General features: G+C 67.8%; 21 protein-coding genes. 14 read left to right on the top strand and 7 right to left on the bottom strand.

What is annotated here, in order from left to right:
- Positions 1–145 precede the first annotated feature (145 nt).
- The 4 genes from ACY34H_RS04780 (at position 146) to map (ending at position 7364) form a co-directional block, all read left to right on the top strand.
- Positions 146–3082: a TonB-dependent receptor domain-containing protein gene (locus ACY34H_RS04780; RefSeq protein WP_464976336.1), complete on the top strand. Its 2937-nt coding sequence runs from the start codon at positions 146–148 to the stop codon at positions 3080–3082.
- A gap of 86 nt (positions 3083–3168) precedes the next feature.
- Positions 3169–4992 (top strand): glycoside hydrolase family 28 protein, encoded by a 1824-nt coding sequence (locus tag ACY34H_RS04775; protein ID WP_464976335.1) that lies wholly within the window; start codon positions 3169–3171, stop codon positions 4990–4992.
- 23 nt (positions 4993–5015) lie between these two features.
- Positions 5016–6320, top strand: a complete 1305-nt coding sequence (gene pelA, locus ACY34H_RS04770; protein ID WP_464976334.1) for a pectate lyase — start codon at positions 5016–5018, stop codon at positions 6318–6320.
- A 255-nt stretch (positions 6321–6575) separates the two neighbouring features.
- Positions 6576–7364 carry a type I methionyl aminopeptidase gene (map, locus tag ACY34H_RS04765; RefSeq protein WP_464976333.1) on the top strand — a complete coding sequence of 263 codons (789 nt, stop codon included), beginning with the start codon at positions 6576–6578 and terminating at the stop codon, positions 7362–7364.
- Positions 7365–7395: 31 nt separating this feature from the next.
- On the opposite strand, the gene ACY34H_RS04760 is transcribed toward map, so the two are convergent.
- Complete coding sequence (locus ACY34H_RS04760; RefSeq protein WP_464976332.1) at positions 7396–9531, bottom strand: hypothetical protein; 2136 nt, start codon at positions 9529–9531, stop codon at positions 7396–7398.
- 128 nt (positions 9532–9659) lie between these two features.
- On the opposite strand from ACY34H_RS04760, the gene ACY34H_RS04755 reads away from it, so the two are divergent.
- A complete protein-coding gene (locus ACY34H_RS04755) occupies positions 9660–10100 on the top strand; it encodes a nuclear transport factor 2 family protein (RefSeq protein ID WP_464976331.1) in 441 nt (146 codons plus the stop codon).
- 10 nt (positions 10101–10110) lie between these two features.
- On the top strand, positions 10111–10476 hold the full coding sequence (locus ACY34H_RS04750) for a GFA family protein (protein ID WP_464976330.1): 366 nt from the start codon (positions 10111–10113) through the stop codon (positions 10474–10476).
- Positions 10477–10518: 42 nt separating this feature from the next.
- Here the strand turns inward: ACY34H_RS04750 and ACY34H_RS04745 are convergent, their stop codons facing one another.
- Positions 10519–10767, bottom strand: coding sequence for a DUF3297 family protein (locus ACY34H_RS04745; RefSeq protein WP_131146330.1), 249 nt, complete (start codon positions 10765–10767; stop codon positions 10519–10521).
- Positions 10768–10830: 63 nt separating this feature from the next.
- On the opposite strand from ACY34H_RS04745, the gene ACY34H_RS04740 reads away from it, so the two are divergent.
- Together ACY34H_RS04740 and ACY34H_RS04735 are read left to right on the top strand one after the other, a co-directional pair.
- Entirely contained in the window at positions 10831–11244 is a 414-nt protein-coding gene (locus tag ACY34H_RS04740; protein ID WP_464976329.1) for a secondary thiamine-phosphate synthase enzyme YjbQ, read from the top strand.
- Positions 11245–11327: 83 nt separating this feature from the next.
- Entirely contained in the window at positions 11328–11594 is a 267-nt protein-coding gene (locus tag ACY34H_RS04735) for a UBP-type zinc finger domain-containing protein (protein ID WP_464976328.1), read from the top strand.
- Between the two features lie 10 nt (positions 11595–11604).
- Here the strand turns inward: ACY34H_RS04735 and ACY34H_RS04730 are convergent, their stop codons facing one another.
- Positions 11605–11940, bottom strand: coding sequence for a DUF5710 domain-containing protein (locus tag ACY34H_RS04730; RefSeq protein ID WP_464976327.1), 336 nt, complete (start codon positions 11938–11940; stop codon positions 11605–11607).
- Positions 11941–12071: 131 nt separating this feature from the next.
- Between ACY34H_RS04730 and ACY34H_RS04725 the strand changes: the two genes are divergently transcribed.
- From ACY34H_RS04725 to ACY34H_RS04710, 4 genes are all read left to right on the top strand, one after another.
- Entirely contained in the window at positions 12072–13067 is a 996-nt protein-coding gene (locus tag ACY34H_RS04725; RefSeq protein ID WP_464976326.1) for an OmpA family protein, read from the top strand.
- A 93-nt stretch (positions 13068–13160) separates the two neighbouring features.
- The gene (locus ACY34H_RS04720) at positions 13161–14123 is read left to right on the top strand and encodes a ribonuclease Z (RefSeq protein WP_464976325.1); all 963 of its coding nucleotides are present in this window, start codon (positions 13161–13163) and stop codon (positions 14121–14123) included.
- 44 nt (positions 14124–14167) lie between these two features.
- Positions 14168–15184: an AI-2E family transporter gene (locus tag ACY34H_RS04715; RefSeq protein ID WP_464976324.1), complete on the top strand. Its 1017-nt coding sequence runs from the start codon at positions 14168–14170 to the stop codon at positions 15182–15184.
- Between the two features lie 29 nt (positions 15185–15213).
- A complete protein-coding gene (locus ACY34H_RS04710; RefSeq protein ID WP_464976323.1) occupies positions 15214–17520 on the top strand; it encodes an FdhF/YdeP family oxidoreductase in 2307 nt (768 codons plus the stop codon).
- 59 nt (positions 17521–17579) lie between these two features.
- On the opposite strand, the gene ACY34H_RS04705 is transcribed toward ACY34H_RS04710, so the two are convergent.
- Positions 17580–18068, bottom strand: coding sequence for a hypothetical protein (locus ACY34H_RS04705; RefSeq protein ID WP_464976322.1), 489 nt, complete (start codon positions 18066–18068; stop codon positions 17580–17582).
- Between the two features lie 140 nt (positions 18069–18208).
- Between ACY34H_RS04705 and ACY34H_RS04700 the strand changes: the two genes are divergently transcribed.
- Positions 18209–18352: a hypothetical protein gene (locus ACY34H_RS04700; protein WP_464976321.1), complete on the top strand. Its 144-nt coding sequence runs from the start codon at positions 18209–18211 to the stop codon at positions 18350–18352.
- 239 nt (positions 18353–18591) lie between these two features.
- Entirely contained in the window at positions 18592–19542 is a 951-nt protein-coding gene (locus ACY34H_RS04695) for an alpha/beta fold hydrolase (protein WP_464976320.1), read from the top strand.
- 118 nt (positions 19543–19660) lie between these two features.
- Here the strand turns inward: ACY34H_RS04695 and ACY34H_RS04690 are convergent, their stop codons facing one another.
- The 3 genes from ACY34H_RS04690 to ACY34H_RS04680 all read right to left on the bottom strand — a co-directional run bounded on the left by ACY34H_RS04690 (position 19661) and on the right by ACY34H_RS04680 (position 25527).
- Complete coding sequence (locus ACY34H_RS04690) at positions 19661–20590, bottom strand: IS1595 family transposase (protein WP_464976382.1); 930 nt, start codon at positions 20588–20590, stop codon at positions 19661–19663.
- 207 nt (positions 20591–20797) lie between these two features.
- Positions 20798–21520: a PEP-CTERM sorting domain-containing protein gene (locus ACY34H_RS04685; protein WP_464976381.1), complete on the bottom strand. Its 723-nt coding sequence runs from the start codon at positions 21518–21520 to the stop codon at positions 20798–20800.
- A 251-nt stretch (positions 21521–21771) separates the two neighbouring features.
- Positions 21772–25527, bottom strand: a complete 3756-nt coding sequence (locus ACY34H_RS04680; RefSeq protein WP_464976319.1) for an amino acid adenylation domain-containing protein — start codon at positions 25525–25527, stop codon at positions 21772–21774.
- Between the last annotated feature and the right edge of the window lie 108 nt (positions 25528–25635).

Here is a 25635-nt window from a genome sequence, read left to right as displayed (position 1 = left end):
TCGCAACGATGATGCATGATACCCGTGACTTCTCCCGCCCCATGGGCGCATACTCGTGACAACTGGTCCGGCCAATCCTGGGACTGGTCTACCAGTACGAGCAAGTGATCTAGCCAATTTAGAAAAGCACAGGCGGAGGAGACACATGATGTACGCACCACAACCGGCCAAGCGCCAACCCGCGCTGCGGCGCGCCACGATGGCGCTGGCCGTCGCCGTCGCAGTCTGCGAAATGAGCGGACTGGCCCAGGCCCAGGCGAATTCGCAAGATTCAGCCCAGGCCGAACCGGTGCAATCGGTCGTCGTGACCGGTTCGCTGATCCGGCGCGTGGCCACCGAGGGGGCCACGCCGGTCACCACCATCAAGGCCACCGAGCTGGAATCGCGCGGCCACACCGAACTGAAGGACCTGGTGCTGGAACAGCCGCAATCGCTGTCGCTGGGCACCAACTCGGGCGCCGCCGGCCCGATGACGAACCTGCGCGGCCTGGGCCCGATGCGCACGCTGACCCTGCTCAACGGCCGCCGCCTGGCCAACGAGCCGCTGCAGGACCAGTACGTGTCGGTCAATGTGATTCCGCGCATGGCGCTGGACCGCGTCGAGACGCTGTCCGGCGGCGCGTCGTCCACCTACGGCGCCGACGCGATCGGCGGCGTGCAGAACTTCTGGACCAAGCGCGGCTTCGAGGGTGTGAACCTGAAGGCCGAATATGCGCGTCCGGAAGAAAGCGGCGGCGGCAAGACCACCAGCTTCGGCGCCATCGCCGGTACAGGCAACCTGTCCAGGGATGGCTGGAATGCGTACATCGCCTTCGATCACCAGAAGAAAACGCCGCTGTTCCAGGGCGAGCGTCCCGAACAGCATGACCCCGATGTGCTGCGCACGCTGGGCCTGGGCCTGCTGCCCGATGGCCGCAACCCGAGCCCCACGGCCAACTTCGGCTTCGCCCGCAATGCGAACTCGAACTACAACCCCACCTATGCCAGCGGCTGCGTGGCGCCGTACTCGCGCCCGACGCTGGGCAACCAGAGCGCCAATACGCCGCCCGTGTACGCACCGGGCTGCTACCGCGATCCGCTGTTCTACAACTCGGTAACCGACGGCAGCGAGATCCAGACCATCGCCGCGCGCTCCAGCTTCAATATCCCGGGCGGCCACAAGATCGACATCGACGTGCTGCACTCGAAGTTCACCGTGCAGAAATTCCGCGGCATGCAGGTGCCGGGCGGCACCAATCCGTTCACCACGTATTCGCTGCCGTCGTCGAGCCGCTTCTACCCGGGCAACGGCATCACGCCGGCGGTGCAGGTGGTGGGCAGCAATACCGGCAGCAATTCGCCGGCCATGTATATCGACGGCACGCTCACGCCGGGTACCGTCAGCGACCTGAACATGAACGGCCGCACACTGTACTTCCAGTGGGGCCCGGCCGAACTGGGTTCGGCCTACCGCAACGACGAGCAGACCAACGACCGCGTGGTGCTGACGGCCGAAGGCGAAGTGCTGGGCTGGGATTACCGCGCCGGCGTGAACTGGGGCATGAGCAAGCGCGACACGAAAGTGGGCGGCGGCTACATCCTGTATTCGAAGGCGCAGGAAGGCTTCAACAACGGCACGCTGAACCCGTTCGGATTGCAGGACGAGGCGGGTGCCGCCTACCTGCGCAGCATCGAGGCAAGCAATTACACGTACCGCCTGAACAAGGCCTACAACAAGAGTATCGACGTGACCCTGTCGAAGGCGCTGATGGCGCTGAAGGGCGGCGACCTGACGCTGGCGGTGGCGGCCGAAGTGCGCCGCGATGCCGCGCGCACCTACGATGCGCCGCTCGATTTCGTGTACAAGAAGGCGGACGGCAGCTACAACCTGGATGCCGCCGGCAACGTGCTGCAGCACGACCTGGTCGGCGAAACGCCGCAGGGCGTGGGCCGCCGCCTGTCGCGCGACATCGCCTCGCTGCTGGCCGAGGTCGAGGCACCGGTCACCGAGACGATCTCGATCAACGGCGCCGTGCGCGCCGACTACTACGAAGACCTGAAGCAGACCACCGTCAATCCGCGCCTGGCGGCAAGCTGGCGCCCGCTCGACAACCTGCTGCTGCGCAGCTCGCTGTCGACCGGCTTCCGCGCGCCATCGATCATGGACGTGCAGAACCCGACGGCCGAAGTGCGCACGATCGACATGGACGATCCGGTACTGTGCCCGAGCGCGCAGCCGACGGTGGCCGGCACCGGCTTGCCGGTGGCGGGCTTCACGGCCGACCAGGTCTGCAACGTCAATACCGAGTACTGGACCAAGTCGCCGGACAACAGCTTCCTGAAGCCGGAAAAATCGCGCGGCTTCTCGTTCGGCTTCGGCTATGAGCCGATCAGGAACCTGTCGGTCACGGTCGACTACTGGGGCCTGAAGATCAAGGACGTGCTGGGCGCCGTGACGATCGCCGAAGTGCAGCAGGATCCGGCCAAGTACGCCAGTTCCATCCTGCGCCGCGCCGACGGCACGATCGACCACATCGTGGCGAGCCAGGCCAACCGCGGCATGAGCCGCATCCGCGGCGCCGACATCTCCGCCAGCTACCGCTTCCCGGCCACCAGCTACGGCACGTTCGACGCCAAGATGGACGGCACGTGGTACCACAAGTACGAGTTCCAGTCCGAGAAGGATGGCCCGTGGTTCACCAACATCGGCGTCATCACCAACGATGGCCGCTATGGCGGAGCGGGCCCGAACGCCGGCCTGGCCGGCATGCCGCAGATCAATCCGCGGTGGAAGCACACGGCATCGTTCAGCTGGGGCCAGGGGCCATGGCGCGCAACGCTGTCGCAGCGCTACCAGCGCGGCGTGACGGACCTGACGCCGCGCGCGGGCTCCACGCTGACCAAGGTGGACGACTACAGCCAGTTCAACGTGAACGTGCGCTACACGGGGATCAAGAACACCACGATCAGCCTGGGCGTCAACAACATCACGGAAGAATGGCCACCGCTCACCGCCAACAGCGTGTATGGCGGCGGCTACGTGACGAGCATGGCCGACATGCTGGGCCGCGTGGCACGTCTCTCGGTCGAGTACAAGTTCTGATGTAGTTTCCGTTCGCGACAAAGCCGGCCACGTGCCGGCTTTGTCGCGTTCCCGATGGCGATTTCGCCAAACCAACCGAGATCGATATGACAGACAAAAGCTTCCTGCGGCGCCGTCAATGGCTCAAGGGGTCCGCCGCGCTGGGCACCGTGTCGCTCCTGGGGTTGCCGGCACTGGGCCGCGCCCAGGCCGCCGACCCGTGGGCGCGCGCGAAGGAAATCGCCGGCGTGTTCGCAAAACCGCTGCCGTTCCCGAAACGCGACTTCGTCATCACGGCGCATGGCGCCAAGCCGTGCAAGGTGCACCAGGTGGCCGGCTATCCCACCATCCGCGCCAGGGGGCAGGTGACGACGCCGGTACCCGGCTCGCACGACAGCCATCCGGCGCTGCGCGCGGCGATCGCCGCCGCGCACAAGGCGGGCGGCGGGCGCGTGCTGGTGCCGGCCGGCGACTGGTACCTGAAAGGGCCGATCGTGCTGCTGTCGAACGTGCACGTGCACCTGGCGAAAGGCGCGCACGTGTACTTCAGCGCCAGTCCGGCCGACTACGCGCGCGACTACCCGGAAGCGCAAACGGTCGATTGCGGCGCCAACGGCAGGCTGGTGCTGTCGCGCTGGCAGGGCAACGACTGCTACAACTTCGCGCCGCTGGTCTATGCGCGCGGGCAGAAGAACATCGCCATCACCGGCGAGGACTGGACCAGCATCCTCGACGGCCAGGCCGGCGTGCCGTACGAGGATGGCAGCGGCCCGGGCTGGTGGAGCATGAACCAGAAGGGCGCCGAGAAGGGCGCGCTGCACCAGGGCGTCGACAATCCGGCCAACCCGCCGCTGGCGACGGTGGCGCCGCACCTGGACGCGGCCACGCTGGCGCGCATCCAGGGTGACCGCCCGAACGGCCGCGCCGACGAGAAGTACCTGCCGGCGCTGTCGGAAGCCGGCGTGCCGGTCGAGAAGCGCGTCTTCGGCCTGGGCCACTACCTGCGCCCGTGCCTCGTCGAATTCATGGACTGCGAGAATGTGCTGATGCAGGGCTACCAGGCCGTCAACGCGCCGTTCTGGATCCACCATCCGGTCAAGTGCCGCAACGTGCATTTCTCGAAAGTGAAAATGGAGTCGATCGGCCCGAACTCGGACGGCTTCGACCCGGAGTCGTGCGATACCGTGCTGGTGGACGGCTGCTGGTTCAATACCGGTGACGACTGCATCGCCATCAAGGCGGGCAAGAACGCCGACACGGGCTATGGCCCGACGCGCAACGTGGTGATCCAGAATTCGGTGATGAACAGCGGCCATGGCGGCATCACGCTGGGCAGCGAGATGTCGGCCGGGATCGAGCATGTCTACGCGCAGAACATCGACGTGCGCAACATCCATTACGCCACCGATCCGATCAACACCGTGGTGCGGCTGAAAACCAATATGAACCGGGGTGGCTACCTGCGCCATTTCTATATCCGCGACCTGACGCTGCCGAACGGCGTGCGCCTGAAGCCGGGCTTCTACAAACCGATTCCGGGCGGACCGGTGCCGGCCGGCACGGTGCCGACCGGCGGCGGCGCCGTGATCACGTTCGACTGCGACTACACGCCGTCGTTCGACCTGGTACGCAGCCGGCCGCCGGAAGTATCGGACGTGCACATCTCCGGCATCCGGGTGTCGAATGTGAAGACCCCGGAAGGCGCGTTCGGCTGCTACCAGGCCTTCGTGGTGCTGGGACCGGTGGCGAACAGCTACAACGGCCCGGCGGACAAGCCGGTGCTCCCGGTGCGCAACGTGACGATCAGCGACTGCGATTTCGGCAACGCGGTGCGTGCCGATGCGCCGTGGTTCATCCACAACGCGCGCGATGTCACCCTGCGCAACGTGACGATCGGCGGCAAGCGCTATAACGAAAAGCTGTCCGGCTGACGGCGGTACATCGAGGAGGAAGCATGAAAGTCAAGAAGATGGGGATCGCGGTGGCGCTGGGGCTTGGCATGGGCATGGGCCTGCCCGCCGCGCAGGCAACGGTGATCGGCACGATGACGCGCGCGCAGCCGGTGACGGAAGCGCGCATCGCCACGCTGGCCGACACCGGGCGCGCCGCGTGGCGCACCTACCTGGAGCGCTCGCGCGCGCTGATGGCGCGCGACAAGGCCACACTGGCGGCGGAACGGGCGGCCGGAGCGGCGCCGCCGGAAGCGCAGGCCAGGCTGCAAGGCAATTCGGGCATGCCGCTGAAGCAGCCGGCGGCGTGGTACGCCTCGCCCGAGGCGCGGCACGTGGCCGACAATATCGTCAGCTTCCAGACGCCGGCCGGCGGCTGGGGCAAGAACGTCGACCGCACCGGGCACCTGCGGCAGAAGGGCGCGCACTACGCGCCGATCGACGACGATCCCTCGGGCGGCGTGGTGGTTGCCACGAAAGGCTGGAACTATGTCGGCACGATCGACAACGATGCCACCACCACCGAGCTGGCTTTTCTGGCGCGCGTGGTGACGGCACTGCCGGGTACCGCCGGCGAACCTTACCGCAAGGCCTTCGACAAGGGCGTGAACTACCTGCTGGACGCGCAGTACCCGAACGGCGGCTTCCCGCAGGTATATCCGCTGCAGGGCGGCTACCACGATGCGATCACGTTCAACGACAATGCGTTCGCCCAGGTGGCCGACCTGCTGGCCGCCGTGGCCGGGCGGCAGGGCGACTATACGTTCGTGGCGCCGGACCTGGCGGCGCGCGCGCAGGCGGCGCACGAGCGGGCGATCAAGGTGCTGGTGGCGAGCCAGATCCGCGTCGACGGCCAGCTCACCGGCTGGTGCCAGCAGCACGATGCGCTGACCCTGGCACCCGTGGGCGCACGCAATTTCGAACCGGTGGCGCTGTCGAGTTCCGAGACGTCGCGGCTGCTGATCTTGTTGATGCGCCTGCCGCAACCGTCGCCGGATATCGTCGCGGCCATCGATGCCGGCGCCGCCTGGCTGAAGCGGGTGGCCGTGCGGGACGTGGGCTGGACGGCGAAGGGCGAGAACGGCCGCTTCCTCGAAGCCCGGCCCGGCGCCGGGCCGATGTGGGCGCGCATGTACGACATCAAGTCGATGAAGCCGATCTTCGGCGACCGCGACGGCACCATCCACACCGACGTCAACGAACTGAGCAAGGAGCGCCGCGACGGCTACGGCTGGTACGGCACCGGCCCGGCATCGGCGCTGGCCGCGTATGCGAAGTGGGCGGAGAAGCGGACGGCGGCGATGCGCTGACAGCTCCCGGCTCCCGCCGGAGCGCAGGCAAAACCGGTGACAGGCTTCCATTCTTTTGAAACGAGTGTTTCTTGAAAATGGGAGTCTGTCACCGGTTTTGTGTTTCTGCAATTGCGGCAAGGTTCGGGCGGCGCTTGCGCTAATATACGATATGTATACAATGCGTGCATATTACGTATATTCAGGAGCAAACATGAAACAGACGCAGATGGATCGGGCGGAGCGGGTGGCGGCGGTGCCGGGAAGCGGCAGGCCATGACGAAAGAGCCCCACGAAGTGGCGCTGCTGGCCGAATCGGGCCGGCTGCTGGCATCCGTGTTCGGCCTGCTGGACCGGACCCCGCTGGCCGGCAGGTCGACGCTGGAGATCGATGCGCTGGTCGAGCGCTTCATCGTCGACGAGTTGCAGGCGCGGCCCGCCAGCAAGGGGCAGTACGGCTTCCGGTTCGTGTTGAATTCGTCGGTGAACCACGTGGTCTGCCATGGCGTGCCGTCGCTGGCGGACGTGCTGAAGGACGGCGATATCGTCAACCTCGACATCACGCTGGAGAAGAACGGCTATATCGCCGATTCCAGCAAGACGTACCTCGTCGGGGATGTCGATCCGGCGGCCAGGCGGCTGGTGCAGGCCACGTATGAAGCGCTGTGGAAGGGCATCCGCGCGGTGCGTCCCGGTGCCCGGCTGGGCGATATCGGCTGGGCGATCGAACGCCATGCGAAGCGCAACGGTTATTCGGTGGTGCGCGAGTATTGCGGCCACGGCATCGGCCGGGAAATGCACGAGGCGCCGCAGGTGCGCCATTTTGGCGAGCGGGGCACGGGCCTGGAGCTTCGCGAGGGAATGGTGTTCACGATCGAGCCGATGCTGAACCGCGGCGGCCGCAGCGTGAAGACGGAGGCGGACGGCTGGACGGTCGTCACGCGCGATGGTTCGCTGTCCGCGCAGTTCGAACACACGGTGGCCGTGACGGCCACCGGCGTGGCGGTGCTGACGCTGCGGCCCGAAGAACGCGGCATGGTCGCCAGCCCGGCCGCACGGGTGTGAACCACCGCGGCACGTTGTGCCGCGGGCCTGGTCAGGGCAGCTTCCTGAACCCTTCGGTCTTGACGACCCACTTGCCGTTGTCCGGGAAGCCCGGGGCGGGGCGGTCGGGGCCGTTGTCCCAGCCACCGGCCATCATGCCGACGGCGGCCAGCAGGGCGCCGTTGCCGGGCAGGTAGACGGGCAGGCCGGTGTTCGGGTTGTGGCCGGCGACCGTGTAGGCGTTGTTCGGGCCATCCGTCTTCAGCAGCACGTCGACCGCCAGTTCGGGCGCTTCCAGCCGCGCGGCCGTCATCGCCACCATCGGGTAGTCCCAGCCCCAGATCTTGGTGGCCCAGTCCCAGCTGGCCAGCGTGGCATCCAGCGTGCGGCGCATCACGGCGCGGTCGACGCCGTCGCCCGGCAACTGGCCGAACGCCATCAGGAACGATGGATGGTCGTGGCGGCTGGCGATGTTGTCCCAGGTGTCCGGCGTGCTTTCGATGGCGACGTACTTGCCGTCCTTCTGCGGCAGGTCGGACAGATGGGTGCGGCGATGTTCCCAGTCCGCGTCGCGCGGCAGGCCCAGGCGCTCGCGCCATTGCTGGGCGATTTCCAGGCCGCGCGCCCAGTAGCTCAGTTCATACGTGGGATTCATGCTGGTGGCCTGGTCGTAGATCTCCTGGGCGATCCACATCGGCGGCCCCAGGACGTAGCGCTCGCGCGCCGCTTCCCAGTGCAGCATCGATGCCATGCCGGCCGCGGTTTCCATCACCAGCTCGCGGTAGCGTTCCAGCGTGGCCGGCGTCGGCTCGGCGCGGTACATCATTTCGGCCAGGTGGATCGGGTGCGGCTGGTTCCACATGATCATCGGATTGCCGCCGGGGCTTTCGCGGCCTTCCGGGCCCGTCATTTTCATCCAGCGCGCGCCCTTCAGCCCCCGTTCGGCCGCGACGGCGCGGGCCGACGGCAGCGTGCGCTGGAACCAGGTCAGCGTGCGCGCCGTGTATTCCGGGCGGCCCCACAGCGCGAAGTGCGCCGTGTGCCACCACACCATTTCCGTGTGGTGCTTGCCGTACCAGGTGGCCGTCGTCAGGCCGCTTTCCTGCGCGGGCAGCGTGTCGCCCAGCTGGATGCCGGCCAGGTACTGCGACAGCACCACGCGCCGCTCCAGTTCCTTCGCGCGCGGGTCGGTGCTGCCGGCGAAGTCGATCGCCGCGCCGCTCTGCCAGTAGTCTTTCCAGTGTTTCGCGCTGGCGTCGAACACGTCGGCGCTGCGCGGGGCGGGTGCGCGGCCCTGCTGCGCGAACGAGACCGTGATGTCCAGCGTGTCGCCGCGCGCCGGGGTGATCACGAAGGCGTGCGCGTCGGGCCGGGTAATGGTCAGCGGCGCCGCGCTGGCCACCGTCATCGCATAGCGCGATGGATTGTGCAATCCATCGCGCAGGTGCTCCACGGCCAGCAGCGTGGGCTTCTGTTCGAGCACATTGGTGCGGTGCGCCGCCGGCTGCGTCCAGTCCAGCGGCGGGTTGTGCTTGACCTTCAGGTCGTAGCCCAGTGGCAGCGCGATGCGCACCGCCAGCGCGCCGCGCGCCAGCAGGGGCGAGCGGATACGCAACGCCACGGTATCGGTCTTCGGGTCGGCGGCGCTGGTCACCGACACCTGCTGGCCCTGCAGCGTGACGCGGCTGGCCAGTTCGCCTTTCCACAGGTCGAGGCGCTGGTCGACCGCGCCGACGTCGGCGGGCACCAGCGGGCGCGCGCCGGCGCCGGTCAAGACGAAACCGATGCGCGGCAGCGGCTGCGTGTGCGGATTTTCACGCAGCCACTGGCCGGCCGGCGAGTTCTGGTTGGTGGGATAGCCGAGCGTGCGGCCGTGCGCGGTGTACGGGCGGTTGGCGTCTGCCAGCTTGTAGTTGTTCGGATTGGGGTTCGTGTGCCAGCTCCAGCGCGCCTGGGTTTCGGTGGCGGTGCCGTGCTGCCAGTAATGGTCGGCGAAGGTCTGCAGGCCCGTCACGTCGGCCGTGAAGGCGAAGCGGCCGTTGCCGACCGACAGCGGCGACCAGGCATCGACCTGCGTCAGGTGGGGATTGTGGCGGGAAACGACCGCCTGGCGGTCGATCGGCGCGGCATGCGCCGCGCCGGCCAGCACGGCGGCGAGCAAAAGGTAGACGGTACGTGAATGCGGCATGGGTGTCCCCGTTATTGGTATCGGGCCATGGTAAGTCGCATCGGGGAAGGCTGCCATCGCCGCCGGCCATTCGCTCAACAGGATGAGCGGTAGTGCCCGGGACAGCTTCTTCGGCGTACACTGGCGCCATGAAAAAATACCTGTTCATTCTTGCCTGCGCGCTGCCATTGCAGGCGCTGGCCGCTGCCTGCCTGCCCACCGATGCGCTGGTCGAACGCGACCGCCAGTACGAGGCGGCGCTCGGCAGCGGCAACGCGGCGTTCCTGCGCGACGCCCTGGCCGACGATTACGTGTGGGTGCATACGCTCGGCTCGGAAATCGAAACCAAGCCGGTGCTGCTGGCGCGGATGGCGAAGCCCACCCGGTTCAAGTCGCGCACCACGGGCGACGTGCAGGCGCGCACGCTGGGCGATACGACGGTGCTGCACGGCATATCGATCGTCGAGCAGTGGAATGCGGATGGCCAGACGTTCAAGACCAACCGCTACCAGTTCATGCGCACCTGGGTGAACGTGGATGGCCAGTGCAGGCTGCTGGCGGTCCAGACGATGAACCTGTCATCGAAGTAGGGAGAAGGCGATGCTGAGAGGAAGCTGCCTGTGCGGCGGCGTGGCGTACCGGGTCGATGGCCCGGTCCATCATGCCAGCCATTGCTATTGCACGATGTGCCAGAAGCAGCATGGCGCGGGGGCGGGATCGTATGCCAATGTCGACTCGGCCGCGTATGCGGTCGAGCGGGGGCAGGAACTGGTGGTGGAATATGCGTCGTCCGAACACGGACGGCGCGGCTTCTGCCGCGTCTGCGGTTCGACGCTGACCTGGCGCAGTACCGAATCGCCGGAAACGATCGCGGTGACGCTGGGCACGCTGGAGCGGCCGTACGACGGCCCCGTCGAGCGTGAGTTGTATACAGAGACAAAACCGGCATGGCTGCCGGTTCGGTAGAGACAAAACCGGCATGGCTGCCGGTGCGCTGACGGACGAGTCTTAGCGGTAGAACGCCTCGACCTTGCCCTTCAGCTTGATCAGCATCGGCTGGCCCTTGCGGTCCAGCGATTTGCCGGCCGGGACCTTGATCCAGCCTTCGCTGATGCAGTATTCGGACACGTCGAAACGTTCCTTGTCGTTGAAGCGGATGCCGATGTCGTGTTCGAACACGGCAGGCACGTGGAAGGAGCTGCGCGGGTCCGTGGACAGGTGGTCCGGCAGTTCTGGGCGTTGAGTGGTATCGTTCATGGGCGCCAATTATCCTTCAGATGGCGGCGCACGACAACACCATACCGCTGGAGAACCGCCACCGTGGCACATCAGTCCCTTCTTCACTTTTCCACCACCGGGCGCGGAACGCGCGACATCACCGACGCCGTCGCGGCGGCCGTGCGCGAGTCCGGCGTCGCGTGCGGCGTGGCCCACGTCTTCGTCCAGCACACCAGTTGTTCGCTGACGATCACGGAAAACGCCGACCCGGACGTGCGGCGCGACCTGGAAACGGTCGTGGCGCGGCTGGCGCCGGACGGCGACCCGGCGTACCGGCACGATACCGAAGGGCCCGACGACATGGCGGCCCATGCCCGCACCATGCTGACCGACACGGCGCTGACGGTGCCGGTGGGCGGCGGCCGCCTGCTGCTGGGAACCTGGCAGGGCATCTACCTGTGGGAACACCGCACCGCGCCGCACCGGCGCAGCGTGGTCGTCACGGTACTGGGCTGATTTCCAGCCCGCCTCTCCCGAATGGGGCGCTGCCATGGCGCCGGCGCGGCGGTAAGCTGGCGTATCGTTGAACGGAGGATGCGATGAGCGACCAGTGCGAACATTTCAGCCAGATCCATACCCACCAGCCGCGCACCGACGGCTGCGAGGAATGCCTCAGGATGGGCGACACGTGGGTGCACCTGCGCACCTGCCTCGTGTGCGGCCATGTGGGCTGCTGCGACCAGTCGAAAAACCGCCACGCGACACGGCATTTCCACGAGACGCGGCACGCGATGATGCGCTCGCAGCAGCCGGGCGAGACGTGGGGCTGGTGCTATGTCGACAAGCGGATGTTCGACCCGATCTGACGACCGGCTGTCAGGCGGTCCAGCGGCTGAACTGTTCGGCGTCGACGCCGTTCGGCACGTACCACTTCTTGCGCGTGGGGTCCCAGCGCGCACCGAGGCGCTTGGCTTCATCCTTTTCCGCGAACGGTACGTTCAGGAAGACCTGCGCCTTGGCGGGGGCTCCACCACTGCCACCATTGCCGCCGCGCGGCGCGTTGTCCACGCGCGTGCCAGGCGGCGGCAAGGTGGTGGCCGGCGGCGTGGTGTCGACCTGGCTGCCGTCGGCCAGCACTTCGACCCAGCGTTTGCCTGCCGGGGAATCGATGGCGAGCTTGTAGGGGGGATCGAAAGGGAAGTCGTTGGTCATGGGGGCGATTGCATGGTCGAGGGCGGCAGGCATTATAGCAACGGCGGCAACGGCGGCAATCGAATTGTCGTTGGCAAAAAAGCATTTGATCCCTAGAATCCCCGATACTTTCAACTCATCCCGGGTTCATCATGCGCGTTCGACCGTTCATTGCCCTGCTGTGCTGCGCCGCTGCATCGCAAGCCGCCTTTGCTCAACTGAATTTCCGCGAAGTGAAGGGAGCGCAGGATCATCCGCTGCTGTCCCGGTTCGAAGGATCAAAGCTGATCGCGTACGATCTCAAGCAATACGAGCAGGCGGAACTGCCGGCCAGCAAGCCTTACTTCAAGAACAATGCGCTGCAGGTCGATAACCTCCTGAAACCGGAAGGAAAATATACGCGCATCGGCTATGTCTTCGGAAAGGACCGTTCAGGCCTCGAAGTGTTTCGTAATTACCAGGCGGCCATTGCGAAAGCGGGCCTGAAGGTTCTCTATTCGTGCGAGAAGGAGGCATGCGGCAATCTGCAGTCGTACTACAACTCCAGCTACCTGCTGCGCGACGGCTTCCTGAAAGGCGCCGATTTCCAGAATGCTTTCAACGCGGGCCTTTCCGAGCCGCGCTACCTGGTGGCAAAGGGAACGCAGCCGGATGGCACCACGGTCCACGTCGCGGTGCTCGTCGCACCGCCGTTGCGCAATTATTTCGGTGGCGTTTCGCTGCAGATCGTCGAAGGCAAGCCGATGGAGGCCGACAAGGTCAGCACCGCGCTGAACGCCGGCGACATGGCGAAGAGCCTTGCCGCGGAAGGCAAGGTGGCCGTGTATGGCGTGTACTTCGACACCGACAAGACCGCCGTCAAGCCCGAGTCGAAGGAGGCGCTCGCCGAGATGGCCAAGCTGCTGCAGCAGGACAGCAAGCTGAAGGTGCACATCGTCGGCCACACCGACAACCAGGGCTCGGTTGCCCACAACATGGACCTGTCGCAGAAGCGTGCCGAGGCCGTCGTCAGGACGCTGTCCACCGACTACAGGATCGATGCGAAGCGGCTGAGCGCGAAGGGCGTTGGCGCGTATGCCCCGGTGGCCTCGAACGATGCCGAGCCGGGCCGCGAGAAGAACCGGCGCGTGGAGCTTGTGAAGCAATAATCCACGGAACGCCGTGCCGGCCGGGAATCGCCGATAATCCCGCATCCCGCATCCCGCATCCCGCATCCGGCCACCGGCAACCACAGGCTTCATATGGAACTGCAATTCCTCGGCACCTCATCGGGCACGCCCACCAGAACGCGCAATGTGGCGGGCCTGGCCCTGCGCACGGCCGACGGCTGGGTGCTGGTCGATTGCGGGGAGGGCACGCAGCACCGCATCCTGCAAACACACCATTCGCCGCACGACCTGCGCGCCATCTTCATCACCCACCTGCACGGCGACCATTGCTACGGTTTGCCGGGACTGCTGGCCAGCGCGGGCCTGCTGAACCGCAAGGCGCCGCTGGCCATCGTCGGGCCGGCGCCGCTGGAGCGCTACGTGCGCGGGGTGATGGACACCACGGCATTGCAGCTGCCGTATCCGGTCGAATTCATCGACGTGGAGGAGGCCGGCCGGGATGGCCTGCTGTCCGACCTTTCGGTCTCCGCGCACCGGCTGTCGCACCGCATCCCGTCGTATGCCTACGGCTTCACCGAGAAGGTCGTCGAACGCCGGCTCGATGCGCACAGGCTGGCCGCCGCCGGCGTGCCGCGTGGACCGCTGTGGGGCGCACTGCAGGCCGGCAACGACATCACGCTGCCCGATGGCCGCGCGGTACGCCCGGCCGACGTGCTGCAGCCGCCGCGCCGCCCGCGCCGCATCGTCGTCGCCGGCGACAACGATACGCCGGCGCTGCTGGCCGACGCGGTGCGCGGTGCCCACGTGCTGGTGCACGAAGCCACGTATACGGAAGCGATCCTGGAAAAGGTCGGCCCGGGTCCGCAGCACAGTTCCGCGCTGCGCGTGGCGCGGTTCGCCCGCGAGGCGGCCGTTCCGAACCTGGTGCTGACGCATTTCAGCCCGCGCTACCAGGATAGCCACGGTACGCTGACGCTGGCCGATATCGAAGCGGAGGCGCGTACCGAATATGCGGGAAACCTGTTCCTGGCACGCGACCTGGCGCGCCATGCGCTGGACAAGGAAGGAATGTTGGCGGAATTGCCGCGCAGTTAAGTGATCCGCTGAGGCATAATGCCGGCTCAACCGCCCACGCCACCATGTCGCCGAACCTTCAAACCCGCTACAGCGTCATCGCTTCCTACCTGCTCATCGCCCTGTTCCTGCTGCTCGTGCTGAAGAACGGCCTGCTGGGCGCCCTGTTTGCCGGCTTGCTGATGTTCTCGCTGATCCATGCGATCGCGCCGGCGCTGGGCCGGCGCATCAGCGACGTGCGGGCACGGATGGTGGCCGCCGCAGTGATCGGCACCCTGCTGGTCGGGCTGATCGCGCTGGCGACGTGGGGGCTGGTCGTGTTGCTGCGTATCGATTCCTACAGCGTGACCCACCTGTTCGTGCGCATGGCGGATATCATCGATGCCTCGCGCGACCAGATCCCGCCTTGGATCAGCGAGCACCTGCCGGTCGATGCGTACTCGCTGCGCGAAGCCGTCACCGCGTGGCTGCGCGAACATGCCGGTGCCGCGCAGGCGGCCGGCGCCGAGGTGGGCAAGACGCTGACGCGCATCCTGCTCGGCATGGTGATCGGCCTGATGGCGTCGCTGCACGACACCAACGAGGATGGCGCGCCGCACCGCCCGTTCATGGAGGCGCTGCTGCAGCGCGCCCGCTTCCTGTCCTGCGCGTTCCGCAACATCGTCTTCGCCCAGGTGTGGATCTCGGGGATCAATACGGTCATCACGGCGATCTTCGTGTTCATCGTGCTGCCGCTGGCCGGCGTGCACCTGCCGCTGTCGAAGACGGTGGTGGCGATCACGTTCCTGGCCGGACTGCTGCCCGTGATCGGCAACCTGATCTCGAACACGGTGCTGGTCGTCGTCAGCCTGTCGCATTCGCTGCACGTGGCCGTTGCCGGGCTGGCGTTCATGGTCATCGTGCACAAGCTGGAGTACTTCCTGAATGCCCGCATCATCGGCTCGCACATCAATGCGCGCGCCTGGGAGCTGCTGGCGGCGATGCTGTTCGCCGAGGCAGTGTTCGGCGTTCCCGGCGTGATTGCCGCGCCGGTGTTTTATGCCTACATCAAGGATGAGCTTCGGGCCCGCGAGCTGATCTGAAAACGCGATCGTAACGCTACAATACGGGGATGACCAAGACCATCCCCATCGCCATTCCCATCGTTCCATATGAAAAGCCGGCCGGCGGCTTCGGTTCGCTGCACGGCACGGCCAAGGCGCTGATCGGCAACCCCGGCGCCCAGGCGCTGGCCACGCTGCCGCGGCTGAACCAGCCGCAGGGCGTCGACTGCCCCGGCTGCGCCTATCCCGATTCGCCGGACAGCAAATCGGTCGACTTCTGCGAGCAGGGCGCATGGGCCATCGCCCACGAATCCGGCAAGGCGCGCGCCACGCCCGCGTTCTTCGCCGCCAACACGGTCACGGCGCTGCGCGCGAAGGAGCACGTGGAGCTGGAGGCGGCGGGCCGTTTGACGGCGCCGATGCTGTACGACGCCGCCAGCGACACCTACCGCGAGATCGGCTGGGATGCCGCGTTCGCGCTGGCCGGCGCCGAACTGCGCGCGCTCGGCGACCCGGACCGCGCCGCGTTCTACACGTCCGGCCGCAGCAGCAACGAAGCCGCCTTTGCCTATCAACTGTTCGCAAGGGCCTTCGGCACCAACAACCTGCCGGATTCGTCGAACCTGTGCCACGAATCGTCCGGCCAGGCCCTGGCGGAATCGATCGGCGTCGGCAAGTCCACCGTCACGCGCGCCGATTTCGCCCACGCGCAGCTGATCATGAGCTTCGGCCACAATCCCGGCTCGAACCATCCGCGCATGCTGGGCGACCTGCGCGAGGCGAAGCAGCGCGGCTGCCGCATCGTCGTCTTCAACCCGCTGCGCGAGCGCGGGCTGGAAGCGTTCGCCGATCCGCAGTCGCCTGGCGAACTGCTGGGCGGCGGCGGCACGCAGTTGGCCGATGCCTGGTACCAGGTGCGCGTCGGCGGCGACCTGGCGGCCATCACCGGCATCGCCAAGGCGGTGCTGGAGCGCGGCGCGGCCGACCGGGAATTCATCGATACGCATACCGACGGCTTCGCGGCCTTCCGCGAGCTGGTAGCCGGCCAGGCCTGGCCGGACCTCGAGGCGGCCAGCGGCCTGGCGCGCGCCCAGATGGAAGAAGCAGCCGGCTATTACATCGCTTCGCCCGCCACGATCGCCGCCTGGTGCATGGGGCTGACCCAGAACGAATTCGCCATCGAAACGATCCAGACACTCGTCAACCTGATGCTATTGCGCGGCAATGTCGGCAAGCCCGGCGCCGGGCTGATGCCGGTGCGGGGCCATTCGAACGTGCAGGGCGACCGCACGGTGGGCATCACCAGCCGGCCCAAGGCGGCCTGGCTGGCCGGCCTGCAAAGGGTATTCGGCTTCACGCCGCCGGCCGGCCCCGGGCGCGATGCGATCGGCACGATCGACGGCCTGCTGGACGGCAGCGTGCAGGCATTCGTTGCGCTGGGCGGCAATTTCGCCGTGGCCGCGCCGGACACGCCGCGCGTGCTGGCCGCGCTGTCGCGCACCCGGCTGACGGTGCACATCGCCACCAAGCTCAATCGCACCCACCTGTATCCCGGCAAGACCGGGCTGCTGCTGCCGTGCCTGGGCCGCACCGAACTCGACCTGCAGGCATCCGGCCCGCAGTTCGTCAGCGTCGAGGATACGGCGTCGATGGTGCACGCGTCGATGGGCAGGAATCGCCCGGCCGGCGAACTGCTGCGCTCGGAACCGTTCATCGTCAGCCGGCTGGCAAGGCACACGCTGCCGGACACGCCGATCGACTGGGAAACCATCGGCACCGACTACGATGCCACGCGCGCGCTGATCGAGCGCGTGGCCGAGGGCGCCGTCGAAGGCTTTACCGGCTATAACGAGCTGATCCGTCGCGAAAAAGGCTTCCACCTGCCGAACAGCGCGGCGCGCCGCGAGTGGCGTACGTCCGCCGGCAAGGCCCGCTTCGTCGCACACCCGCTGCCGGCCGATACCATCATGGCGCGCGCCCGCGCCCAGCATGGCGACCGGGTGCTGTGCCTGGCCACGATCCGCGCGCACCGGCAGTACAACACCACGGTTTACCGCGATCCGAAAGGGGAGGTTGACCGCTACCGCGGCGTGCACGGCACGCGTCACCTGCTGTTCGTGGGCCGCGGCACGCTGGCCAGGTTGGGCTTCGCCGACGGCGACGTGGTGCGCGTGCGCGCCGCGTCGCCGGACGGCATCGAGCGGCACGTGGACGGCATCCGGCTGGTGGCGACCGCGCAGGGAAGCGACGACGTGTTCGGCTATTTCCCCGAACTGACGCCGCTGCTGTCGCCGGCGCTGGTGGCGCGCGGCTCGAACACGCCGGCGTTCAAGCAGATTCCCGTCGTGCTGGAACGCGCCGGCGCGGCTGCCTGAGCTGATCCGGGCCGAACGATCCGGGGCGGCGGTTCAGGGCAGGCGGGGCGCCGCGGACATCATGGCATGCGGCGCAGTCGCCGTGCCTCGAAGGCCTTCTCGAAGAAGGTGGCCAGCATCTGTTCCAGCCGCTCGGCCGTCAGCTGGCCGCAGGGAATCGTGCCGCCTTCCTTGCCCGTACCGTCGCGGGCGTGGCGGTCGTACGCGCTTTCCCATTCCAGCAGGCAGCTGTTTTCCAGCGCGGTGAAGGTCAGCGTGCAGGCATCGCGGCCGGCGTGCGCGGCCAGCCGGTTCTTGTCGGGCACGAAGGTGAGGCGCACGAAGTCGTTCCAGCCATCGTTGCCTTCCTCGATCTTGCCATCGTAGTCGTGCTCGTACATCTGCTTGCGCATCGCGGCCAGTTGCGGCCGGATCACGTTTTCCAGCGTGGTGCGGTACTGCTCGCGAAAGTCGAGCCGGGCCTGGCGCGCGGCCTGTTCCTGGACGGCCTGCTGGGCGGCGGCCACGTCCGCCTCGTGCTTGATCGCGGCCTTGGAGAAGATGGACATCGGTAATATGGTCTAAAAAACACCAGTGTACACAAGCTGCCCGTCAAGCGATGCACGGCGTGCCAGTCGTGGCGTCCTTTCGTGGCGTGCCTGTCCCGGGCAAAAAAATATCCAGTTGCACAGAGTCTCAGGCCGGTTCGATGGAGGCGATCGCCCACATCGACAGCACCACGCAGCAGAATGCGGCGCTCGTCGAGCAGGCGGCCGCCGCGGCCGAGCCGCTGCGCGAACAGGCCCGCCAGCTCGACGCCTCGGTGGCCGTGTTCAAGCTGCGCGGGGTGTGACGGGCCGTGCCAGGCTGCCTGCGGGCTGGCGGCCCCTCGCCGCCGTTGCTTTCATTATTCCGATTGGCTAAAGTATCGTTATTAACCCATCGATAATAAACGAATGCCAGCCAGCGTCACCGCGGCGGCATCTGCGCCACGGCGCACGAGAAAGCACACATGAACGTAACGCGACAAGTCGCCGTGGTGACCGGCGCCGCCAGCGGCTTTGGGCGCTCCCCGGGCAAGGTGGTGCGCTGATGCCGGCGCTGGCGACGATCGCGGCTGCCGCGGCCGGCCTGGCCGTGCCCGCCGTCGCGGGCGGGCTCGCGCTGTTTACGCGGCACGTGGAGCGCAAGGTCGAGGCGGCGCTGCCGCCGCAGGGCATCTTCATCAATGTCGGCGGCGCCCGCCTGCACGTGCGCGAGCAGGGCCAGGGGCCGGCGCTGCTGATGATTCATGGGCTGGGCGGCCACATGGCGCACTTCACCTACGAGGTGGCGCGGCAACTGGCGCATCACCATCGCGTGGTGACGGTGGACCGGCCCGGCTCAGGCTACTCGACGCGGCGGCCCGGCACCCGGGCCGGCCTGCGCGAACAGGCGGCCGCGCTGGCCGAGCTGATCGACCGGCTGGAGCTGGAATGCCCGCTCGTCGTCGGACACTCGTTCGGCGGCGCCGTGGCGCTGGCGCTGGCGCTGGATTTCCCGGAGCGCGTGGCCGGCCTGTCGCTGCTCGCGCCGCTGACGCACCTGCCCGATGAAACGCCGCCGGCATTTCGCGGTCTGGCCACGCGTTCGCCGCTGCTGCGCCGGCTGATGGCATGGACCGTGGCGACGCCCGGGGCGATCGCATGCGGCGGCGCCGTCCTGGAAGAGGTATTCGGGCCCGATCCGGTGCCGCATGACTTCTCGACCCGGGGCGGCGGCCTGCTCGGCCTGCGGCCCAGCCAGTTCCTGGCCGCGGCGGAAGACATGGGAGCGCTACCCGAGCAATTGCCCGCCTACAGCAGCCGATATGGCGAACTGCGCATGCCGGTAGCCGTGTTGTTCGGGCGGAACGACCGCATCCTGCCGTGGCGCGAACATGGCGAGTCACTGGTCTGCAAGGTGCCGCACGCGGTGCTGGAAGTGGTGGAGGGCGGGCACATGCTGCCCATTGCCCAGCCGGACTTGACAGTGCAGTTCATCCGGGCCGCGGCTGCACGATAGGCAGGCGGGACGCGAGGCGCGTCGCAGCCATGAAAAAGGCGCTGTTCGCGTCAAGTCGGTTTTTCCCAGCGGTACGGAACTTTCCATGCTTGTCGCTGTCGCCTGTCGTCGGGCGGCGCTAGCGATTGGCGGCCACGGCAGACTGGAGCCAATGCGCGGGAGCCGTCAACCGGGCGGCGTCGAGCACGCGCTGCCAGCCCGTGTAGTTCGCCAGGTAGCGGCTGGCCACGCCGTTGAACCGCCGCAGCCAGGTCTTGAAACGGCCATGCCATCCATTGACTTCCTGGATGTGGATGGCGCCGCGCACCCGGATGCCGGCCCGGACGTTGACCGCCTCGTGCGTGATGCCGGCCTGCCGCGCAAACGCTTTATAGGCATTGGCCGCGTCGCTCACGAGCAGGACGTCCGCTGCCAGCACCGGCAGCAAGTGTCTGGCCAACTGCTCGGCGGTTACCGGGCCGCGGCCGGTGACGAAGTCGCAGGTTTGCCGGTTGCGGTCGCGGGCGACGAGGATGCAGTCCAGCTCCGCGCTGATGCCGCGCCGGCGCGCCTTGCCGCCGCGCTTGCGGGGCGGGCGATCCAGGTTGCGCGAGCCCTTTTGCGATTCGAGGTGGTAAGTTTCGTCGGCTTCGACGATGCCGGACAATTGCGGAGGCGGCTCCTGCCGCACGGCGGCAATGAAGCGGTGGCGCCAGCGGAAACTTGTCGACTTTGCCACCGCGACGCGCGTAGCTGCCTTGCGAACCGTGACTGAATCGATCAGGCATTGCAGATACGGCAGCCACTTGTCGCGCAACCGCAGGCGGGCGAGGGGCGTCCCGGTCAGGGCGTTGAAACTGCGCCGGCAGGCGACGCAGCGATAGCGCTGCAAGCCGTTGGCCTGGCCGCAGCGGTGGCACCGATTGCCGCCGCAGGCGGGGCACGATCGGCTGCCCGCGGCCTCCTCGATCAGGCGCAGGCAGTGGCCGGGTAATACAAGATTGGCGAGAACGCCCTGCAGAAGAGCGATTTCCGCATCGGAAAGCTGGACTTGCTCCAGCACCTTCAACACCACGCTGACATCGGCTGCGCCCATTGTGCCTCCTGATATGCATGAAGTATCTCAACAGGAGATCAGACAATGGTTCTGGTCGAACGTTCACCGACTTAAAGCGAACAGCGCCATAAAAAAAGCCGGGCAAGTTGCCCGGCTGAGGTGTAAAAAATTTCGACAGTGCGGTAGCGAACAGCCGCCGGCATGCCGGCGGCTGATTGATTAACGCTGCTTGCGGCGACGCAGCGCGGCCAGCGTCAGCATGCCGGCGCCCAGCATCAGGTACGTGGACGGTTCCGGAACAGCCGAGGTCATGCCGTAGAAGTTGCCGGTGCCGACCACATGGTTCGGCTGGCCTGGATACGGCTGCGTGAAGCTGGTCGAGAACGACAGGTCGGCGCCGTCGACTTGCGCATTGGTGTCGAAATATTGAGCGGCAACGCCACCGACGACATCCAGCTGACCCAGGCCGCTCAGGTTCGGCGGCATCATCGAATTGACCGTACCGCGCAGCGTGGCGCCTTCGTACTCGTGGCCAGACAGGCTCAGCCAAAGAGTGCCCAGGCCGACGTTACCGTCGTTCATCGACAGAGGGTCATACGGGTTGATCGTCGATGGGCCGTCATTCACATAGATGTTGACGAAGCCGCCGGTGTACAGCGTCGTATTGCCGGTGACGCTGGAAGGATTGTAGCCGCCGTACACGATCGTCAGTTCGCAGCCGGGGCAGAACTGGTCTTGCCCGGTACCGTTCATCGTCGAGATGATACCGTAGCCGCGTGCCGAACCATCGTCCTCGAAGATCTGGTGCATCTGCACCGACGACGACGAGAAGTCCAGGCCGTATTCAGGATCCCAGGTAACGCCACCCACGGTTTGCGGTGCGGCGGATGCGGCACCAATCGAAGAAATCGCTACTGCCAGGCCCAGGAGGGCGCTTTTCATTTTGCTCACGTATGGCTCCAAGTTGTAAAAGGTTAAGAAATCAAACATTATTTTTTTTGCATTAGCATATGCATAAAACATGCCTGATCTCAGCCACGATGAGCTAAAGCGTTGATTTTGTTAAAAACGTCAATCTTATAAATTCATTAAGGAAATACGCCAAACAGCTGACTGTAAAATTTCTCGACAGCCGATGGGTTCGGTACCTGGCGCGCTGATCCGCTGCGCCGGCCAGCGTCACCTGTCGCGGCTCACGCCGCGATCATGCCGGACGCCTGCGCATCGTCTCCGGCATCGTCCCGGGCTTCGCCGGCGGCCTCGTCCGCCACCGCGCCTGGCGATACGCCTGCCGCGGCGCGGGCGGACCGCGCGCCCCGGCAGGCGGCCAGCATGCCGTTGGCCGTCCAGCGCGCCGTTATGCCGGTGCGGAACAGGCGTCCGCCCGGCAGCAGCGGATGCGCGACGAAGCGGGCTGCCGTGAGCCCCGGCCGATGCAGGTAGCCGCGCGCCAGTCCGGCGCCGCCCACGTGCAGTTCGCCCGGCACGCCGAGCGGCGCCGGCCGGCCGTCGGCATCGAGCACGAAGGCCGCCATGTCCGGCAGTGGATGGCCGATCGTGCCGGGTGTCCGGTCCGCCTCGTCCGTGCCGGTGCCGCCTGCCGGGCGGCAGGCGGCGTGCACGCCGGTTTCGGCGCTGCCGTGCATCGCCAGAAGGCGGGGGCCGGCCGGGCTGGCGGCATGCCGGTGCCCGTCCGGCCCGGTGGCGGGCAGTTCGCCCCGCACCACCACGTGGCGCAGGAACGGCGGCAGCCGGGCCAGCGCGATGCCCGCGAACGCCTGCGCCTCCTGCGTCAGTATCGTGACCCTTTCGTCGTGCAGCAGGCGGTCCAGCGCGGCCGTCGTGCGTTTCCCTTCAGGCACGAGTACGGCACGGGCGCCCGCCAGCAGCGCGCCCCACAGTTCCCACAGGAACAAGTCGGTGGCCGGGGACGCGCAAACGGCCCAGGTGTCGGCCGGGCCGGCATCGATCCAGCGGCCGGCGGCATCGAACAGCCGCGTGATGTTGCGGTGTTCCAGCGCCACGCCGCGGTCGCCGTCCTCGTAGACGATCCAGGCCAGGTGCGACGACGCGACCGCCGATGCCGGATTGGCGCGCGGCATCGCCCGCCACGCGCCGGCACCGTCCAGCCGCAGCACGGTGGCGTTGCCGGCCGGCACTTGCGCGGCCTGTACCGTCAGCAGGATCGATGCCCCGGCATCGGCAAGCACGGCGCCGATCCGGCCGGCGCCGGCCGCGGCGTCGACCGGCACGCAGGCGCCGCCGGCCTTCAGCACGCCCAGCGCGGCCACGACCAGGAGCGTGCCGGCGGGCATGCACAGCGCCACCGGCACGTCCGGTGCCACGCCGAGCGATTGCAGGTAGTGGGCCAGGCGGTTGGCTGTATCGTTCAGCGCCCCGTAGCTGACGGCGGCGCCGTCGTCCGTCAGCGCCACCGCGTCCGGTGAACGGGCGGCCACCGCTTCCACCAGGCGATGCAGGCAGCCCCGGTCCGGAAAGTCCGTCGTGCCGGACCAGCGCAGCAGTTGCGCGCGCTCGGCCGGCGGCAGGACGTCGAGGGCGGCGACCGGCGTGCCGGGTGCCTGCTCCAGGGCGTCGGCCAGCGCCGCCAGGGCGCACAGCATGAAGTCGCAGATGCGTGCGGGGCCGGCCGTGGCGGCACATTGCGCGGTGAGGCGGAAACCGTCGCCCAGGTCGTCCACCGTCAGCGCCAGCGGGCTGCCGGGCCGCGCCGGCGTGTCGGCGCCGGCATGGCGGTAATGCAGCAGCGCGGCCGGGGCGCAGCCCGCGTGCGGCACATGCCGGTGATCGACCAGCGTGGCGATTGCCCGGTGCATGGCGTGCAGGGCGTCCGCGGTGCCGGTGTCGTCCAGCGTGATGCGCAGGGGCAGCACGGCCCCGGCGGCCCCGCCGGCGCCGGGGCTTTCCGGCAGCATGGTGGCGAACACCACATCGCGGCGGCCGGTGCCGCGCGCCAGCACGCATGCCCATGCAAGGTGGAACAGGCTGGCCGGCATCAGGCCGCGCTGCCGGGCCGCGGCGCGCAGGCGCAGCGCCAGTGCCGGATCGACGTGGCGACGCGCCAGTTCCGGCGTGCCGACGCCGTCCAGGCCGAACGGCGCCGCCGGCGTGCCTGCGCCGGCCAGCATCGTGCGGAAGAATGCCCGCCCGGTGTCGATGCGGGGCGGTGACGGGAAGACCGGCAGCACGGCCAGCGCGGCGACCGTGGGCCGCTGGCAGAAGGTGCGCATGTCGACGCCGTGGCCGCGCTCGCGCAGCAGTTCGACCAGCCCGAGCGCGGCCGGCGCATCGCCGCCCAGCGCAAAGAAATCGTCGTGCCGGCTCACGTGGGCCAGCTTCAGCTGCGCGCACCACAGCGCTGCCAGTTCCCTTTCGGCCTCGCCCTGCGGCGCATCGAAGTCGCGGGCCGGGAAGGCCGCGGCATTTGGCGCGGGCAGGGCGTTGCGATCGAGCTTGCCGTTCGCCGTCAGCGGCAGCGTGTCGAGGCGCACGTAGGCGGCCGGCACCATGTAGGGCGGCAGCGCCGCGCGCGCCAGCGCCCGCAGTTCGGCAGGGTCCGGAGCGGTTGCGCCATCGGCCGGCGTCACGTAGGCCAGCAGCTGTCCGCGCGCCTCGTCGGCCACCACCAGCGCGGTCGCCACGCCGGCATGGCGCACCAGGCAGGCTTCCACGTCGCCCGGCTCGACGCGCTGGCCATGCACCTTCAGCTGGCCGTCGATGCGGCCGAGGAAATCGAGGCTGCCGTCCGGCAGTTGCGCGCCCAGGTCGCCGGTGCGGTACAGGCGTTCGCCGTCGACGTGCACGAAGCGTTCCTCGGTCAGGTCGGGCCGGTTCAGGTAGCCGCGCGCCAGGCGCGCGCCGCCGATGTACAGTTCGCCCGGCTCGCCCGGCGCCACCGGCCGGCCGGCGGCATCGAGCACGCGCACGGTGGTGCCGGCCAGCGGCCGGCCGATCGGCACGCGCGCCGCACCGGCAGGCAGCATCGGCAACTGTGCGGCGGTGGCGGTGACCGTCGCTTCGGTCGGGCCGTAGGCGTTGGCGATGGCGACCCGCGTGCCGAAGCGGGCCTGCCAGGCGCGCACGCTGCCCGGCTGCACGACTTCGCTGCCGACGATCAACTGGCGCAGCGCCGGCAGCCGCACGGCGGCGCCAGCCGCCAGCACGTGCTTGCACCACGGGTGCCAGAACGAAGCGGGCAGGTTCAGCACCGTGATGCGGCGTTCCTCCACCTGCCGCGTGAAGGCCGCCAGCGCATCCGCCGGCCCAGGATCGCGCAGCACCAGCGTGGCGCCGTGCAGCAGCGTCGGCCACACTTCCTCGGCCAGCACGTCGAACGCCGGCGCGGAAAACTGCAGCACCCGGTCGCGTGGCGACAGGCCGGCCAGCGCGCCGAATGCATCGACATGGCTGGCCAGCTGGCGGTGCTCGACGAGTACGCCCTTCGGCTGGCCGGTCGACCCGGAGGTATAGATCACATAGGCCAGGCTGCCGCCGTCGACATCGCGCTGCAGGTTGGCATCGTCTTCCTCGGCCCAGGGCGCGCTGTCGAGCCACAGCGCGGCGATGCGCGGGCACAGCATGGCGGCGCAGTCCCGCCGCGTCACGGTGACCGCCGGGTCGGCATCGGCCAGCATGAAGGCAATCCGCGCCGACGGATCGGCCGGATCGACGGGAACGTAGGCCGCGCCGGTTTTCAGCACGGCGAGCATCGCCGTCACCAGCGGCGCACCGCGCTCCAGGCATAGCGCCACCAGCGCACCGGGACGCGCGCCACGCCGCTGCAGGTGCCGCGCCAGCCGGTTCGCTGCCGCGTTCAGGTCCGCGTACGTCACGCTGCCGTCCGGGCCCTGCAGTGCGATGGCATGCGGGGTGAGTGCGGCCTGGTGCTCGAAACGGCGGTGGATGCACGGCGGAGGAAGAGCAGTCATCGTCCTGGTTATCTGATCCTTATATGGAAGGGACGTATATTGCCTTCCATTCAATTCCGAGATGTGAGGAAATTGTAAGAAAGTGTCATCCCCACTAGAATGGACGAT

Source organism: Pseudoduganella sp. jia 9, assembly GCF_055502615.1.
Note: the sequence above shows the minus strand (reverse complement) of the source record. Positions and strands in the feature narration are given on the sequence as shown.